16 protein-coding genes are annotated in these 17,008 nt (G+C 54.2%); 11 read left to right on the forward strand and 5 right to left on the reverse strand.

Features of this window, described 5'->3' with window-relative positions; genetic code table 11:
- Positions 1-66: 66 nt before the first annotated feature.
- Both HMPREF1141_RS13535 and glsA read right to left on the reverse strand, forming a co-directional pair.
- Positions 67-1,533 (reverse strand): alanine/glycine:cation symporter family protein, encoded by a 1,467-nt coding sequence (locus HMPREF1141_RS13535; RefSeq protein ID WP_009065382.1) that lies wholly within the window; start codon positions 1,531-1,533, stop codon positions 67-69.
- Positions 1,534-1,553: 20 nt separating this feature from the next.
- Positions 1,554-2,501 carry a glutaminase A gene (gene glsA, locus HMPREF1141_RS13540; protein ID WP_009065428.1) on the reverse strand — a complete coding sequence of 316 codons (948 nt, stop codon included), beginning with the start codon at positions 2,499-2,501 and terminating at the stop codon, positions 1,554-1,556.
- Between the two features lie 259 nt (positions 2,502-2,760).
- On the opposite strand from glsA, the gene HMPREF1141_RS13545 reads away from it, so the two are divergent.
- From HMPREF1141_RS13545 to purD, 9 genes are all read left to right on the forward strand, one after another.
- A complete protein-coding gene (locus HMPREF1141_RS13545) occupies positions 2,761-3,729 on the forward strand; it encodes a LysR family transcriptional regulator (RefSeq protein ID WP_009065461.1) in 969 nt (322 codons plus the stop codon).
- A 203-nt stretch (positions 3,730-3,932) separates the two neighbouring features.
- Entirely contained in the window at positions 3,933-4,370 is a 438-nt protein-coding gene (locus HMPREF1141_RS13550) for an NfeD family protein (protein WP_009065453.1), read from the forward strand.
- Positions 4,371-4,403: 33 nt separating this feature from the next.
- Complete coding sequence (locus HMPREF1141_RS13555; RefSeq protein ID WP_009065435.1) at positions 4,404-5,324, forward strand: SPFH domain-containing protein; 921 nt, start codon at positions 4,404-4,406, stop codon at positions 5,322-5,324.
- A 436-nt stretch (positions 5,325-5,760) separates the two neighbouring features.
- Complete coding sequence (gene purE, locus HMPREF1141_RS13560) at positions 5,761-6,267, forward strand: 5-(carboxyamino)imidazole ribonucleotide mutase (RefSeq protein WP_009065475.1); 507 nt, start codon at positions 5,761-5,763, stop codon at positions 6,265-6,267.
- Positions 6,268-6,288: 21 nt separating this feature from the next.
- On the forward strand, positions 6,289-7,323 hold the full coding sequence (gene purM / locus HMPREF1141_RS13565) for a phosphoribosylformylglycinamidine cyclo-ligase (RefSeq protein WP_009065448.1): 1,035 nt from the start codon (positions 6,289-6,291) through the stop codon (positions 7,321-7,323).
- Positions 7,317-7,967 carry a phosphoribosylglycinamide formyltransferase gene (gene purN / locus HMPREF1141_RS13570; protein ID WP_009065400.1) on the forward strand — a complete coding sequence of 217 codons (651 nt, stop codon included), beginning with the start codon at positions 7,317-7,319 and terminating at the stop codon, positions 7,965-7,967. Before purM ends, purN begins: the two co-directional genes overlap by 7 nt.
- Positions 7,964-8,674, forward strand: coding sequence for an IMP cyclohydrolase (locus HMPREF1141_RS13575; protein WP_009065465.1), 711 nt, complete (start codon positions 7,964-7,966; stop codon positions 8,672-8,674). Before purN ends, HMPREF1141_RS13575 begins: the two co-directional genes overlap by 4 nt.
- Before the next feature lie 15 nt (positions 8,675-8,689).
- Complete coding sequence (locus HMPREF1141_RS13580) at positions 8,690-9,862, forward strand: phosphoribosylaminoimidazolecarboxamide formyltransferase (RefSeq protein WP_009065396.1); 1,173 nt, start codon at positions 8,690-8,692, stop codon at positions 9,860-9,862.
- A 140-nt stretch (positions 9,863-10,002) separates the two neighbouring features.
- Complete coding sequence (purD, locus tag HMPREF1141_RS13585) at positions 10,003-11,274, forward strand: phosphoribosylamine--glycine ligase (RefSeq protein WP_009065404.1); 1,272 nt, start codon at positions 10,003-10,005, stop codon at positions 11,272-11,274.
- Positions 11,275-11,412: 138 nt separating this feature from the next.
- Here the strand turns inward: purD and HMPREF1141_RS13590 are convergent, their stop codons facing one another.
- A complete protein-coding gene (locus HMPREF1141_RS13590) occupies positions 11,413-11,718 on the reverse strand; it encodes a hypothetical protein (protein ID WP_009065472.1) in 306 nt (101 codons plus the stop codon).
- Between the two features lie 178 nt (positions 11,719-11,896).
- On the opposite strand from HMPREF1141_RS13590, the gene HMPREF1141_RS13595 reads away from it, so the two are divergent.
- Positions 11,897-13,312: an MATE family efflux transporter gene (locus HMPREF1141_RS13595; protein ID WP_009065422.1), complete on the forward strand. Its 1,416-nt coding sequence runs from the start codon at positions 11,897-11,899 to the stop codon at positions 13,310-13,312.
- Positions 13,313-13,485: 173 nt separating this feature from the next.
- Here the strand turns inward: HMPREF1141_RS13595 and HMPREF1141_RS13600 are convergent, their stop codons facing one another.
- Positions 13,486-14,106, reverse strand: a complete 621-nt coding sequence (locus HMPREF1141_RS13600; RefSeq protein WP_009065411.1) for a peptidase C39 — start codon at positions 14,104-14,106, stop codon at positions 13,486-13,488.
- Positions 14,107-14,119: 13 nt separating this feature from the next.
- Positions 14,120-15,232 (reverse strand): M20/M25/M40 family metallo-hydrolase, encoded by a 1,113-nt coding sequence (locus HMPREF1141_RS13605; protein WP_009065469.1) that lies wholly within the window; start codon positions 15,230-15,232, stop codon positions 14,120-14,122.
- Positions 15,233-15,696: 464 nt separating this feature from the next.
- On the opposite strand from HMPREF1141_RS13605, the gene HMPREF1141_RS13610 reads away from it, so the two are divergent.
- Positions 15,697-16,845 (forward strand): GGDEF domain-containing protein, encoded by a 1,149-nt coding sequence (locus tag HMPREF1141_RS13610; RefSeq protein WP_009065482.1) that lies wholly within the window; start codon positions 15,697-15,699, stop codon positions 16,843-16,845.
- Positions 16,846-17,008: the final 163 nt, after the last annotated feature.

Here is a 17,008-nt window from a genome sequence, read left to right on the forward strand (position 1 = left end):
CCTGCCAAATTTATATTGTACAAGAGAGAGGTATTAGCAATTTTTAAACCGGAAATCCGGTGCCGGTTATCTCTTAACAGCCGTTTCGGCAGGAACCACCTGTGGCTCGGATTCTCTGTTGACATTCCAGCAGTCGGTGTCGTGGATTCCGATGCTGGGTGCGTAGAAGTAGATTCTTTCTTTGCCCTGCCTTTTCTGTGCCTCGTAGTCCTTTAGAACCTTGATGGCGGTGTTGGCCAGAATCATCAGTGCGGGGAAGTTCAGCAGTACCATAATCGCCATGGTAAAGTCCGCCAAATTCCAGGCCAGCTCGGCAGTCATCAGGCAGCCGATGCACACAGCCGCCACGATGCTCAGGCGGAACAGCCTGGAGGGCGCGCGGTGCCAGATATAATACACATTGGTTTCCACATAATACACATTTCCGATAATGGTGCCGAAGGCAAAGAAGAAAACGGAAATGGAAACGAACCATAGGCCAAAGGCGCCGAATTGAGATTCCACCGCCGCCTGAACCAGAGGCATGGCGTAGCCTCCGTCTTTCCCTTCCCAGGAGACGCCGGGGCAGAGGATCAGCAGAGCGGTCGCCGTGCAGAGGATCAGCGTGTCGATATGAACCGCGAGCATCTGAACCAGCCCCTGCTTTGCGGGATGGGTGTCATCTACAGTACCGGCCGCGTTGGGTGCGCTGCCCATGCCGGCTTCGTTGGAATACAGGCCGCGGCGCAGGCCGATCGAAATCGCGGTGCCGGAAAAGCCGCCGGAAACGGATTCAAAATTGAACGCCATGGAGAAAATCTGACCGAATACATGGGGCAGCTTTTGCACATTCAAAGCGATCACCGCCAGGCTGACCAGCAGAAAGCCGACCGCCATAAAGGGAACGATCACCTCGGAAACCTTCGCGATGATTTTTTGCCCGCCGAAAACCGCGTAAGAGGTCAGAAGGGTCATAATGATTGCGGTACCGTAAGCGACCCAGGGGGAGTCCCCGAAATTGCGCTGCAAAGAAGCGGTTACCGCGTTGGCCTGCAGCATCTGAAAGCCGTAGGAGAATGTAATGATCAAAGACAAGGCAAACACAACGCCCACCCAGCGGTGTTTGAATATTTTCACCAGATAGTACGAGGGGCCGCCCTGAAACCCACCCTCGGGAGTTTTTACCTTGTAAAGCTGTGCCAGCGTGCTTTCCACAAAGGCGGAAGCGCCGCCCAAAGCCGCCGTCATCCACATCCAGAAAATCGCGCCGGGGCCGCCCAGAATAACGGCGGAGGCCACGCCGGTAATGTTGCCGACGCCCAGACGGGAGGCGCACGAGACCATCAGGGCCTGAAAGCCCGAAACGGCTTCCTTGTTGTCGTTGTCCTGAAACAGCAGCCGAATTCCCTCCCTGGCCATTCGGAACTGAACGATGCGCGTGCGTACGGAAAAGTAGATGCCGGTAAACAGCAGCAGCACCAGCAGTACGCTGCCGTAAAGAAAGCCGTTTGTCGCGTTCAGAATCTGATTCAGGTGATCCGCAAATACACTCATACATGTTACCCCTTTTTTGTTTACACCGCAGTGCAAGTTTTGGTTGCAAAGGAATGCAGGTTCAGCTTGCCGGACAAATATTCCAGCATATGAATCCCGCCGATGCTGTTTCCCTTCTTGTTCAAAACCGGTCCATACGTGGCGATTCCCATCCCTTGTTCCGCCGCCGCTACGATTCCACCTCCTACTCCGCTTTTGGATGGGATTCCAGCCTTTACCGCAAATTCTCCGGATTCGTCGTACATGCCGCAGGTCAGCATCAGCGTTTTGACAATGCGCACGATCCACTCGTCGATCATTTGGCTGCCGGTAACGGGGTCCAGGCCGTCGTTGGCCAGAATCAGCGCGTAACGGGCCAGGTCCTCCGTCGTTACCTCCACCGAGCACATCCGGAAATACCGGTCCAGTATCTGCTCGGGGTCGCCCTCCAGAATATGGTCGCTTTGCAGCAGGTAGGCGATCGAGCGGTTGCGCAGCCCCGAGCGCTTTTCTGAAAGGTAGACCGCCTCGTTCAGGCGGATGGTGTCATGAAAGCAAAGGCGGCGCACCAGATCGAGAAACGCCTCAAAGGGATCGGGCAGATCGATGCAGCTGATGGTGACGATCGCACCGGCGTTGATCATGGGGTTGAATGGGGGAAGCTGCTTGGATTCGAGCTGCACAATGCTGTCAAAGCAGTCGCCGGTAGGCTCCATTCCCACCTTGCTGAATACCTTTTCATAGCCGACCGTTTCCAGAGCCAGAATCAGGGAAAAGGTTTTTGCGATGCTCTGCATCGTAAACGGAACATTCCAGTCGCCCGCACGGCAGGCGTTGCCGTCCGGCAATATCAGGCAGATTCCCAGATGCGAAGGGTCGGCCTTGGCCAGCTCGGGAATATAGTCGGCGACCTTACCGCGGGAAAGAAAGCTTCTGCCGCAGAGCAAAGCGTCCTGTAACATAAGGTCAATGTCTTGTGGCATCATCATAAAATTACCCCTTGGATGCGATATTTTTTATGGAATAGTATCATAGTACCACAAATCTAACAAACCGGGTAATTCGTTTTGGTGATAATGCTTATCGCGAATCCATATAAGAGGATGGACATAAAGCATTCCCATGCGCGGTAAGATAGTACAAATCCGGGCGGACACTTTACAAATTTTTCCAAATATGATAAATAATAGTAGGAAAACAATCGGTTTTTCTATGCTTGGGGGATAGACTGTAAAGGAGGAGCTTTTGTTGGAGATCAAGTATTTGAAATACTTTCAGGCCGTCGCGGATTATGGGTCGATTAATCAGGCGGCCAAGGTGATGTACATTTCTCAGCCTCATCTGAGCCACATCATCAAAGAGGTGGAGGAGGAGGCGGGGTTTGAGCTGTTTCAGCGCACGAAGCAGGGCTGCGTGCTGACGAAAAACGGAAAAAAATATTTGAAGCACTGTGAGGTCATCCTGCGGGAAATCGAAAATCTGAAGCAGTTCAGCAGCGAGATACAGGCCGGTAAAAGTGTAATGAGTATTTCTATGACAAAATTTTCGCATACGGCGGAGTGCTTTAACCGGGTGTGCTGCCGGCACTGGGATCTGGAAAATTATTCCTACCGGCTCAACGAGGATTCCACGATGAATGTGATAGACGACGTGATCAGTGGCAGCGCAAATGTGGGGGTGATCCATTTTGCGTCTCAGGAATCGAATATCATGCAGAAGCTTTTTTCCGATAAAGAGCTGGAGTTCCGCCCGCTGGCCACCTTTTTGCCGTATGTGTGCCTGTCCAGCGACCACGAGCTGCTCAACGGCAGCAGCGGCATTGATATTTCGGAGTTGAAAAATTACGGGTTTGTCAGATACATAGGGCAGTTTGAGGATTTTATCTACCATATCACGGCCGAAAATCTTCATCTGGATTTGAACGATTCCTCCCGGATCGTGTATGTCAGCGACCGCGCCGAGCAGATGAATCTGATTTCGACCGGCGGCTTCTTTACGATTGGAATTTCGGAATTTTCGGGGCAGAATTCCCTGTATGGGGTCGTTTCGGTTCCCCTGATGAACTGTTCGGAGCATATCCTGTTCGGGATCGTCACCAAGCGGAACGGGAAACTCTCAGACGCGGAACGGGAGTTTATCGACGAGGTGACAGAAAGCTACCGCCAGCTGCAAATGCGCGAGAATCAAACGGTGCGCAGCGGGCTGGCGGCAGATTAAAATGGAAACAGCAAGATTTATCCATTTGCAGGTATAAAAAAGGAATGAAAACAAAAGCTAAATTTTTACAGAAAAGGAAACAGTTTTTAATGGATTTGTCGAATAGTTTCAATACTGAAATTTGCTTTCAATGCGCATTTATGGTAAACTAATGTCATAGCATTGTGATACAGTTCAGTACTCTGTTCGGGAGGTGTGAAACGATGGAGGCTTATTATCCTTTTGTGTGGCTGGCAGTGATTGTCGGAGCGGCAATTCTGGAAGCCGTGACCGTGCAGCTGGTATCCATCTGGATGGTGGTTGGCGGCATTGCGGCGCTGATCGCGAATCTTTTGGGTGCGCCGATCTGGATTCAGACAGGGACGTTTGCGGTGGTTACGACGCTTTCGCTGGCGCTGACCCGTCCGCTGATCAAAAAAGCCCTGAAAGTCAAACGGGAAGAAACGAATGCCGGCCGCTATGTCGGCAAGGTCGGTATCGTCACGTCAGAAATCGACAACGAAAAAGGCCTGGGTCAGGTGACGGTAATGGGCAGTATCTGGTCCGCCCGTTCCGACAGCGGGGCTGTGATCCCGGCAGGACATAATGTTCTGGTGCTTCGTATTGAAGGGGTTAAGCTGATCGTGGCGCCCGAATCTTAAAAAACTGTATTTTATTTAACAGGAGGTTTCACTATGGGATGGATTATTCTATGGATCCTGGTCCTGGTTGTCGTGGTGGTTATCATCACGAACATCAAGATCGTTCCGCAGGCGCATGCCTACGTTATGGAACGGCTGGGAGCCTATCACGCAACCTGGGAGACCGGTCTGCATGTGAAAGTCCCTTTTATTGACCGGATTTCCAAAAAGGTATCCCTCAAGGAGCAGGTCATCGATTTCCCGCCTCAGCCCGTTATTACGAAAGATAACGTAACGATGCAGATCGATACCGTTGTGTATTTTCAGATCACGGACCCGAAGCTGTACGCCTACGGCGTAGAGCGCCCCATTTCCGCGATCGAAAACCTGAGCGCTACCACGCTGCGTAACATCATCGGCGAGCTGGAGCTGGATACCACCCTGACGTCCCGTGACGTCATCAACAGCAAGATCCGTATCGTGCTGGATGAAGCGACCGATGCCTGGGGCATCAAGGTCAACCGCGTGGAGCTGAAGAACATTCTGCCGCCGCCCGCGATTCAGGACTCGATGGAGAAGCAGATGAAGGCCGAGCGTGACCGCCGTGCCATCATTCTGGATGCGGAAGGTCAAAAGCGCAGCGCAATTCTGATCGCCGAAGGCCAGAAGGAAGCGGCGATTCTGGCGGCCGACGCGCAGAAGCAGTCTCATATTCTGGAAGCCCAGGGTGAGGCGCAGGCCATTATGTCTGTTCAGCAGGCTCTGGCTGACAGTCTTAAGCTTTTGAACGAAGCGGCTCCCAGCGACCGCGTCATCGCGCTCAAGAGCCTGGAGGCGTTCCAAAAGGCCGCCGACGGCAAGGCCACCAAGATCATCATTCCCTCCGAAATTCAGGGGCTGGCCGGTCTTGCAACTTCTGTAAAAGAACTCTTCACAGAAGATCCGCAGGGTGAAAAACCGAACCGCGCAAAATAGACAAAATAGGCAGTATTTCCTGGGGAAAGCTCATGATAACCTTACGAAAATATGATTTTTGAAGCGGCGTCTATTGCATTTTACTTCTTTTTAACCTAAACTGAAAGGGATGGATTATTCAGGAGAGACCGGAGGGAAAGGCATGAGATCGGTTCTGTTGATTTTCACCAGTCTGGATAAATGTGCCGGATGGAACCGGGTTTCTGAATAACTGGGCAGACTGCACCCTGTAAGGGTGCGGTCTGCTTTTTGTTTTCTGATTAAAATCACTGGCGAGTCACAATCCTTTTGTGATTTTAATCAGAAAAATTCCAGTGCGCCGCTTCATTTGTCTTTGACAATTGGGCGATGCGCAACATCCATTTCGCAAGTTCGATGGATTGAATTCCGGCAGTTTAGACTTCAAAATGACGATTTGAAAAAGGAGTGCTGTTTCATGTCAAGCGGAAAAAAAGTTGCGGTTATTATGGGCAGTGACAGTGATTTTGCGGTTGTATCCGCCGCGATTAAGCGGCTCAAAGCATATGAAGTACCGACAGAGGTGCATGTGATGTCGGCGCACAGAACGCCGCTCATGGCTGCGGAGTTCGCGAAAAATGCCAGAGCCAACGGTTTCGGCGTCATTATTGCCGCGGCCGGTAAGGCGGCGCATCTGGCAGGAGTGCTTGCGGCGCACACCACGCTCCCGGTCATCGGGATCCCGATCAAGTGTTCCACACTGGACGGCCTTGACGCGCTGCTTGCCACCGTGCAGATGCCCAGCGGCGTTCCGGTTGCCACCGTGGCGATCGACGGAGCGGACAACGCGGCTCTGCTGGCGATTCAGATGCTTTCCCTTACGGATGAAGCGCTGGCCGATCAGCTCGAGCAGATGAAGCAGAAAATGGCGGATGAAGTTGAGAAGAAAGATGAGGCGATTCAGTCGGCCGTGAAGGCTCTGTAAGCGTCAAATGGGGGGAAGGGTATGAAAAGTTTCAGCGAAAGCTATAAAGCGGCGGGGGTAGATGTCACCGCCGGATACCGTGCGGTAGAACTCATGAAAAGCCATGTGGCAAGAACGACCACGCCTGGGGTGCTGTCCGGCCTGGGCGGCTTCGGCGGCCTGTTTTGTCCCGATCTTTCGGGCATGAAAGAGCCGGTTCTCGTTTCGGGTACCGACGGTGTCGGCACAAAGCTGCGCCTGGCCTTTCTGATGGATCAGCACGATACCATCGGCATCGACTGCGTGGCCATGTGCGTTAACGACGTGGTCTGCGGCGGCGCACAGCCGCTGTTTTTCCTGGACTACCTTGCGGTAGGCAAGAACCATCCGGAAAAAATCGAGAAGATCGTCGCCGGTGTGGCGGAGGGCTGCGTGCAGTCCGGCTGTGCTCTGGTAGGCGGCGAAACGGCGGAAATGCCCGGCTTTTATCCCGAGGACGAGTACGATCTGGCGGGTTTCTGCGTGGGCATGGTAGATCGCTCTAAGATCATCGACGGCTCACAGATGCAGCCGGGCGATGTGATTTTGGGTCTCGGCTCCTCCGGCGTACATTCCAACGGTTTTTCTCTGGTGCGCAAGGTGTTCCGCCTGGATTCCGGCAACGTCGGCCGCCATGTGGACGAGCTGGGCAAAACGCTGGGCGAAGAGCTTCTGACCCCAACAAGAATTTATGTCAAGTCTGTTCTGAATCTGATGAAACAATGCAATGTGAAGGCGGTTTCTCACATTACGGGCGGCGGCTTCTACGAGAATGTGCCGCGCATGATGAAGGAAGGCCTGACCGCGAAGCTGGAAAAGGCCGCTCTGCCTTCTCTGCCGATTTTTCACCTGCTGCAGTCCGTGGGCAATATCCCGGAGCACGACATGTACAATACCTTTAACATGGGAATTGGCATGTGTCTCGTGGTATCCCCGGAAGAAGCGGACAAGGCTGCCGCGCTGCTGCGGGAGACGGGCGAACGCGTATCCGTGATCGGCCAGGTGGAGCAGGGCACGGAGGGCGTTGTTCTATGCTGAATATTGTGGTGCTGGTTTCCGGCGGGGGAACCAACCTGCAGGCTCTGATCGATGCCGAACGCCGGGGAGAACTCTCCGGCGGGCGGCTTTCGTGCGTCATTTCCAGCAGACCGGATGCATACGCTCTGACCCGCGCCGCGCAGGCAGGCATCCCCTGCGAGGTTCTGCGCCGCAAAGAATTCGACAGCCAAACTGCCTACGACCATGCCCTTTTGTCGCTCCTGGAGCGCTGTGGGGCCGATCTGGTGGTGCTGGCCGGGTTCATGACGATCATCGGGGATGAAGTGATCGCACGCTACCGCAATCGGATGATGAACATCCATCCGTCTTTGATCCCATCCTTTTGCGGGGAGGGGTATTTTGGCCTCGCGGTGCACCGCGCCGCGCTCCTGCGCGGTGTGCGCGTGACGGGCGCAACCGTCCATTTTGTCAACGAGGTGTGCGACGGCGGGCCGATCATCCTGCAGCAGGCTGTCGAGATTCACGACGACGACACGCCGGAAACGCTGCAGAAGCGGGTGATGGAAGAGGCCGAGTGGAAGATACTGCCCCGCGCGGTATCTCTGTTCTGCGAAGGCCGGCTTTCTGTTGCCGGGAACCGCGTGCTGCAAATCAACAAGGAACAACGGGAGGAAGCCGAATGACAACCAAAACGATTGAACAGGCCCTGGCGGGCAACGGGTACCCCGGGCGCGGAATTCTGCTCGGGAAAACGCCCGACGGCGCGTATGCACTGATTGCCTATTTCATTATGGGACGCAGTGAAAACAGCCGCAACCGTGTTTTTGTGCGGGAGGGCGACGGGCTGCGCACACAGGCGTTCGACCCCTCAAAGCTGTCCGATCCGTCGCTGATCATCTATGCGCCGGTGCGTGTGATCGGCACTGAGGTGATTGTGACAAACGGCGACCAGACCGATACGGTGCATGATTTTCTGCGCCGCGGCGAAACGTTTGAGGATGCGCTGAGAAGCCGCACCTTTGAACCGGATGAACCGAACTTTACCCCCCGCGTTTCCGGCTGGATGAACGCGAGCACCGACTTTGCCTACCGCCTTTCGATTCTGAAAAGCGCGGGCGGCAATCCATCCTCAGTGCAGCGCATGTTTTTCGAGTACGAAACGCCGGTGCCGGGGCAGGGGCACCTGATTCATACTTATCGCTGCGACGGCAGCCCGATCCCCTCCTTTGAAGGCGAGCCGGTCTGCGTCAGTGTTCCGCAGGAGCTGGAGGAGTTTACCCAGTTGGTCTGGAATTCCCTCAACACAGAAAACCGGGTTTCGCTGTTTACCCGCCGCATTCGTCTTTCCAACGGCGAAACAGAAACCCGGATCATCAATAAGAATCAGTAAGGGGAGGAACAGAAGATGGAACTGATGCTGAAATACGGTTGCAACCCCAACCAGAAGCCGTCGCGGATTTTTCGTCAGGACGGCGGCGAGCTGCCGGTCACGGTGCTGAACGGCCGGCCCGGCTATATCAATTTTCTGGACGCGCTGAACAGCTGGCAGCTGGTAAAAGAGCTGAAAGCGGCAACGGGGCTGCCGGCCGCCGCGTCGTTCAAGCATGTCAGCCCCGCCGGTGCGGCGGTGGGCGTGCCGATGCCGCCCGAGCTGCAGAAGAGCTGCTTTGTCGACGATCTGGAGCTCTCCCCGCTGGCGTGCGCCTATGCCAGAGCCCGCGGGGCGGACCGCATGTCCTCCTACGGCGACTGGGTCGCGCTCTCCGACGAATGCGACGCGCAGACCGCCCGCCTGATTTCCCGCGAGGTGTCCGACGGCATCATTGCGCCCGGCTATTCGGCCGAAGCGCTCGAAATCCTGAAAACAAAGCGCAGGGGTTCTTACAGCGTGGTGCAGATCGATCCGGAGTACGTTCCCACTCCCGTAGAACATAAGGATGTGTTCGGAATCACCTTTGAGCAGGGCCGCAACAACGCGGTGATCGACGAGAGCCTGCTGACTAATTTCGTCACCGACAGCAAAACATTCTCCGCAGAAGCGAAGCGCGATCTTCTGGTAGCGCTGATCACGCTGAAATATACGCAGTCCAATTCCGTCTGCTACGCAAAGGACGGACAGGCCATTGGCGTGGGGGCCGGGCAGCAGTCCCGCATCCACTGCACCCGCCTTGCGGGAAATAAGGCGGATCTGTGGCATCTGCGCCAGCATCCGCAGGTACTCAGCCTGCCCTTCCGTGCGGACATCCGCCGCCCGGACCGCGACAACACCATCGACGTGTACCTTTCCGACGACGCGGAAGAGGTGCTGGCAGACGGCGTCTGGCAGCAGTTTTTTACCGAATGCCCTGCGCCGCTCAGCCGCGAGGAAAAGCGCCGCTATCTTTCGGGCATCACCGGCGTTTCGCTGGGCTCCGACGCATTTTTCCCCTTTGGGGATAACATCGAGCGCGCTCACCGCAGCGGCGTTTCCTTTATTGCACAGCCCGGCGGCTCCATCCGCGACGACCATGTGATCGATACCTGCAACAAGTACGGCATCGCCATGGTATTTACCGGTCTGCGTCTGTTCCACCACTAATCGCCCCGATACGAATCCGTGATGCGCAGTGAAGTGCGGCAATCCTTTCCCGCCGAACAACAGGGAAAGGTTCCGTACGATTTACGGCTGCAAACAGGATCAGGAATCGGTATGAGTTTAAAACAGGAGTGTGTGAAAATATGAAGGTACTGGTAATCGGCAGCGGCGGCCGCGAGCATGCATTGGTGCGCAAGCTGAAAGAAAGTCCCCGGCTGACGAAAATCTGGTGTGCGCCCGGCAACGGCGGCATCGCCCGTGACGCGGAATGCGTAGACATCAAGGTGACGGATATTCCCGGCGTGGTGGAGTTTGCAAAGAGCAATCAGGTCGATCTGGTTGTCGTAGCGCCCGATGATCCGCTGGCCGCCGGAATGGTGGATGCGCTGGAAGCGCAGGGAATCCGCGCGTTCGGCCCGCACAAGGCTGCGGCACAGATCGAAGCGAGCAAGGTGTTCTCAAAGGATTTGATGAAAAAATACGATATCCCGACGGCGGGGTATCAGGTGTTTACCGAGCCGGAGGCGGCGCTCGCGGAAATCCGCCGCGAGAACAGCTACCCGGTCGTTATCAAGGCCGACGGCCTTGCGCTCGGCAAGGGAGTCGTGATCGCGCAGGACTACGCGGAAGCGGAGCAGGCGGTTCGCTCGATGATGGAGGATAAAATCTTCGGCGAATCCGGCAGCCGCATCGTGCTCGAAGAGTTCCTCACCGGGCCGGAGGTTTCGGTTCTGGCGTTTACCGACGGCAAATGCGTGCGCCCCATGGTGTCCTCCAAAGATCACAAGCGCGCGCTCGACAACGATCAGGGCGCGAACACCGGCGGCATGGGAACCATCAGTCCCAATCCGTTTTACGACGACGAAACGGCGCGCGTGTGCATGGAAACCATTTTTCTTCCCACCATCCATGCCATGAATGCCGAGGGCCGGCCATTTAAGGGCTGTTTGTATTTTGGGCTGATGCTCACCCCGAAGGGTCCGCGCGTGATCGAATACAACGCCCGTTTCGGTGACCCCGAAACCCAGGTGGTTTTGCCTCGCCTTACAAGTGACCTGCTCGATATTATGGAAGCCGTCATCGATGAGCGTCTGGAGGAGCAGGAGATTCAGTGGTCATCGCAGGCAGCAGCCTGTGTGGTGATGGCCTCCGGCGGCTACCCTGCGCAGTACCAGAAAGGCATTGCGATCAGCGGCCTGTCCAAAGACGGCCAGGTGCAGGGGGCGACGGTGTATCACGCCGGTACCGCTCTGCGCGGCGAAGAGTTCGTCACAAACGGCGGGCGCGTGCTTGGAGTGACCGCTACGGGTGAAACACTGGAGGAAGCGCTGGAAAAAGCGTATCGTGCGGTTTCCGGCATCCATTTTGAGGGCGCCCACTACCGCCGCGATATCGGGAAAATTCAGAACGCCTGACAACGAAGCAGGGGGCAGGCCGTTCGGCCTCCCCCTTTAAAAGACGGAAACAAAAAGCCGCCGGGAGCATTCCCGGCGGTTTCAAACGTGTGAGAAACAAATGATTTCTCAATATAGACCAAAACGATCAGAATTGCGTTATTCAGAAAGAGCCCTTTGCAGCCAGGCATCGGCAATATCCATGGCCAGGTACAGCCCTTCCTTTTCGCTGGATTTTACAATTTGCTTGCGGGCGCGAATGTCGGGGTTGGTATACATTAACTGAATGCCGACCTTGTCGGCAACGTCCATATCCAGCACGCGTTTTTTGCTCTTGATTTCCAATTTTACCACGTATTTGTCTTTCATGCTTCCATAATAAATCACGTCGCCGCAGCGCACAAGGGGCTTTCCGCGGTAGGTGGGAAACTTCGTGGCATTCTCTTTTCCGTTTTCGTTACTCAAACTGATAACCTCCCATCATTCATACTTTGTGAACTAAAATTATAGCATAGACAGGCCTAGAAGTAAAGAAAAATCCCCGCCGCCGTTTTCTTTACGGGAAGAAAACAAGTGGGAAAATTTGTTTCTTTGGGCCCAATCGAATCAAAAATTTATCATAACGCATTTCAGGAGTGAACACATGGAAACAATCAAAACAGAAATCAAAGAAAATAAGATGGGAACTGCGCCGGTCGGCGGGTTGATTGCGGGCATGGCTGTGCCCGCAATGTTCTCGATGATGGTGCAGGCCCTTTACAATATTGTTGACAGTTTTTTCGTCGCTAAAATCAGTCAGGAGGCTTTGACGGCCGTTTCGCTGGCGTTTCCGATCCAGTCCCTGCTGGTGGCCTTTGGTGTCGGCACCGGCGTCGGTATTAACTCGCTGGTTTCGCGCCGCCTAGGGGAGGGCCGCAGAAAAGAGGCCAACAGTGCCGCGACCCATGGCCTGCTGCTAGGTCTTGTCAACTGGGCGCTGTTTGCGCTGTTCGGTCTGTTTTTTGCCCGCCAGTTTATCGAGGGCTTTTCCACAGACCCGACCGTCATTGCGGACGGGACCCGGTTTGTTCAGATCGTCTCCATCTTCTCGTTCGGCGTGTTCGTCGAAATCAATGTAGAAAAGACGCTGCAGGCGACCGGCAATATGATCTATCCGATGGTCTTTCAGCTGATCGGCGCTTTGACCAGCCTGATTCTGGACCCGATCTTCATCTTCGGCTGGTTCGGCGTTCCCGCCATGGGTGTGCCCGGCGCGGCGATCGCCAACGTGCTGGCCCAGTGTATCGCCATGTGTGTATCATTGACCGTTCTGATGAAGAAAAAGCATGAGATCGAAGTTAATTTCCGCGGTTTCCGTCTGGATCTCAAAATTGTCCGCGATATTTATGCGGTCGGCATCCCCACCATCATCATGCAGTCGATCGCATCGGTGATGGTAATGGGCATGAACCTGATTCTGGTTCGCTTTACCGATACGGCGGTGGCGCTGTTCGGAATTTATTTCAAGCTGCAGTCGTTTGTCTTTATGCCGGTGTTCGGTCTCATGCAGGGCATGATGCCGATTCTGGGGTATAATTACGGCGCGAAAAAACAACCGAGAATGGTGCAGGCTATCCGCATCGGCCTTGTGGTCAGCGCGCTGATCATGGCTGCCGGTGTTCTTCTGTTCTGGGTAATGCCCGCTCGCCTGCTTCTGATTTTCGAAGCTTCCCCCGAGATGGTGCAGATCGGTGTTCCGGCACTGCAGATTATCAGCCTTTGCTTTGTGCCGGCTGCGGTGGGCATCACGTTCAGCACGGTGTTCCAGGCGCTGGGCAAGGGAATTTACAGCCTTGCGATTTCTCTGCTGCGCCAGATGATCGTGCTGCTGCCTGCGGCCCACCTGCTTGCCCATATCTCTCTGAATTCGGTCTGGTATGCGTTCCCGATTGCGGAGATCTTTTCGCTGGCGGCAAGCCTGCTGCTGTTCCGCCACGTGTATCGTGGCTGCATCCGCACCATGCCGGAATCCCCTTCCGCTGCGCCGGTACGTCTGGCCGCGGACGCACGGGATCAATAAAAACGTAAGTGTTGTTATCCAAAAGGGCCTTGTTTCGTGCTGCGAAACCAAGGCTCTTTTGCCCATCCCTTGCAGAATTCCATTGGCTGAATCATACTGATCCGGCAGCTCGGTCCGACTGGTACCTAAAAAAGCGAGAGCGTATATTTTTGCTCTCGCTTTCAACCGTTCTGTCAGATAAAATACTCGATGGTGTTTGCGGGCGTTTTCTGCGTTTCTGTGTTAAACAGCAGAATCGCTTCTCTGGTTTCGGTGGGGCCAAGCGCATACGGGCTGCGGCCGGAGCCGTTCAAAAGCTCGTACGAGACCCGGCGGTTCCTGCTCAGAGGCATGTCCAGAATAATCTCGATCCCCTTCTGCTGGAACGGCTTTTTCCGGTAATATGGGTCGAACAGGTAAATGCTCTCTTCATCGGCGGCGGTCAAAAGCACATAGTGCCAGTAGCCATAACGCAGCCGCACCACAGCCGCTCCGCCCTGCTGCAGGGCGGAGACAATTTTGCTGTTCTGGTGGATGCACACGTCCCGCCCTGTCAAATATTCGCAGTGGATCGGAAATTTTTTCACCTTGCCGAACTGATTCAGCCAGTCGCTCAGGAACATCATCGCCATGCGCGACGTTCCATTTTTCCCAAATTCTCCTTTTCCGTTATAGGAATCGAGGCAATAAAGCATAATATGCTTGATGATGTCCGGCGGGATTTCCTCCCGCCGGAACAAATAGCTGATGGCGTTGAGCAGCGTGGTGGGGCCGCAGTCGTATTCGGTTGTTTGGTAATTCAGCGGATTTTTCATAAATATCTCTCAATCATTCCAGAGTAATCAGCAGCCGGGCCAGCTCGGCTAACTGAATCATTTCTTCTACGGGGGCGTATTCCTCCAGTGAATGGCACTGGTACATCGCGCTCGACACGACAAGCCCCGTAATGCCGTTTTGGGCAAATACGTTATTATCGCTGCCGCCAAACGTCTTTTCCAGCGTTCCGGGCAGGTTTATCTCGCGGCAGGCCCGCTGGAACCGCTCTATCACGGGGTGATCCTTCGGGGTTTCGTAGGCCCGGCAGCCGAGCTTTTCCTCAAACTCCACTGTGGCGCCGAATGCCGCCGCGGAAGTTTCGAACTGTTTATGTACCTTCTCAGCCAGAGAAAGCGCCGTTTCATGGGAATAGCTGCGGATTTCACCGGTGACTGTGCACAGATCAGGGATGACATTGTTTCCCTTTCCGCCCTGGATCGTACCGATGTTCAGCGTCGTATCCGAGTCGATCTGCCCCAGCTTCAGGGCGGCTACCGCACTGGCCGCGGCCTGAACGGCGTGGATGCCCTTGTGCGGGGCAAAACCCGCGTGCGACGCCAGCCCGTGAACAACAGCGGTGAAGGACAGAATCGTCGGTGCCTGGTAGGCCGCTGTTCCCGCGGGGCCGGAATAATCGAGAACGTAGGCTTCTTTGGAGCGCACCCGCGAAAAATCAAACTGTTCCGCGCCCTTGCAGTAGATTTCCTCTGCAATCGTGAACAATACCTCCACCGGGCGGTGATTCAGCTTTTGCTCCTGAATCACGCGAAGCGTTTCCAGGATCGCGGCGATTCCCGAGCAGTCATCCGCGCCAAGAACGGTGCTCCCCTCGCTGTGCAGAACGCCGTTTTCCAGTATGGCCCGTTTTCCGGAGGACGGCTCCACCGTATCCATGTGTGACCCCAGCAACAAAGGCGGCAGGCTGCTGTCACCCTCTAAAAATCCATACAGATTCCCGCTGGTTCCGCCCAGACGCTCGCCCGCGTCGTCCTCCTGTACCGTCAGGCCCAGTGCGGTGAGCTCGCTCTTCAGGTAGTCGGCTATCTGCCTTTCCCCAAGGGTGGGGCTGTCAATGGTAATCAGTCTGGTGAATTGCTCGATTAACCGCTCTTTGTTTGTCAGCATGGTTGCACCTCATTTTCTGCTCCTCAAATGGATCGCTGTGTGATGGATGGTTTACCCGCGGCCAAAGCCGCTCATATGTTTCTCTCTTTTGTCAAACGGATCGCCGCCAGACAAGAAAAACAATTTCATATATATCATGTATGTTTTAAATCATAGTGTGAAGTAAGGAATTTGTCAACCTAAATTTTCATATTGTTGGATGCAAATCCATGAGAAGATGCTGTGAAAACGACAAAAAGGAATCTTGGGCGGTGTATCCGTCTTGCAAGCCTTAAAAAGAAGAAAGAAAGCGGCCGTTCCCGTGTAAAATAATTATAAAAAAATGGATTTCATTATTTGCATTGTTGGGGTTTCGCTGTTATTATCAAAATGAACCGTGAGGATACCGCCCGCCGATTTTTCGCGTCCCGAATGATCTTAAGGAAGAACTCGGGGGAAAATATCCGGAAGGAGCCGTCGTTACAGTGAATCTAATTGTTCAATTTATTGAGCTGAACTGCTACGCTTTGATCATATTGTTTTTTGTCTTTCGAAATGTACGCCGTCAGGACCGCCAGTATTTTCCGGATCAGCGGCTTTTTTTGTCGATCATCTGTGCTGTTGCCGCAATGCTGCTTCTGGATACGCTGATGTGGATGATTGACGGCAGACCGGGACGCATTTTCCGCATCCTGTCGTCGGGGGCGATGGTGGCCTACAATGCCCTCAATCCGGTGATCTGCCTGCTTTGGTACCTGTATGTGGATTTCTATATTTTTGGAAGCCGGAAACGCATGCGCAGCTACATGCATTTTTTGCTGATTCCGGTGGCGTTCAATCTGGTGCTCTCCGTTGTCAGTGTTTTTGGGAATATTTATTTTGTCCTCGACGAATATAATACTTACCATCGCGGCAAATACATCATCATTTTAATGATCATCTGCCTGATTTATGTGATTGCCACCAGCCTGCTGCTGTTTGTCAATCGAAAGCGTATGACTTTCAAAGAGTTTTCCAGCCTTTTTCTGTTTGGGCTTTTTCCGACCGTCGGCGCGGTGATCCAGTTCCTCATGCCCAGGGGCGTTTTGATCTGGGCCTGTACCACGCTGTCGATCCTGATGCTGTACATCAATATTCAGAACGACCAGCTGAGAACAGACTATTTAACGGGGCTCTATAACCGTCGGTATCTCGACCATTACCTCTCCGTGAAGGTCAAAACCAGGGATAACCGCCTGCTGGCCGGCCTGATGATCGATCTGGATTCCTTTAAAAAAATCAACGATGAGTATGGACACGACAGCGGGGATCAGGCGCTGCGGAACGTATCACGGATCTTACGGCAGACGTTCCGCCGCCAGGATTTTATCTCGCGTTACGGCGGCGATGAGTTTGTGGTGGTGATGGAAATTCAGGATTCCTGCGAACTGAAAGAAATCCTTGAAAGGCTGCATAAGAATATCGAGATATTCAACCGCCAGAATGTTGTACCCTATGAGATCGGGCTGACGATTGGCTGCGACTGCTTTGACCGAAAGGAAGGCTTGACGGCTTCTTCCTTCCTCACCCGGATCGACCGGCTGATGTATTTAAACAAGCAGAAGAATGAGGAGCAGAACCAGTGCGAAGACTGACCGGGCCGGTTAAGCCCCTGCAAAAATAAAATAATGCAAAAAAAAGCCATGGGGCATTTTATGCTCGATGGCTCTTTTTCAGTGCGCTGTTTTGCCTGTTCTTTCACAGGCTTATGTTGGCGTTCCCGTGGTATCCCGTGCTCCGGAATACGGAACGTTTCTT

Origin of the sequence: Clostridium sp. MSTE9, assembly GCF_000277625.1 — a bacterium.
In the GTDB taxonomy this organism is placed as follows: Bacteria; Bacillota; Clostridia; order Oscillospirales; family Acutalibacteraceae; genus Faecalispora; species Faecalispora jeddahensis.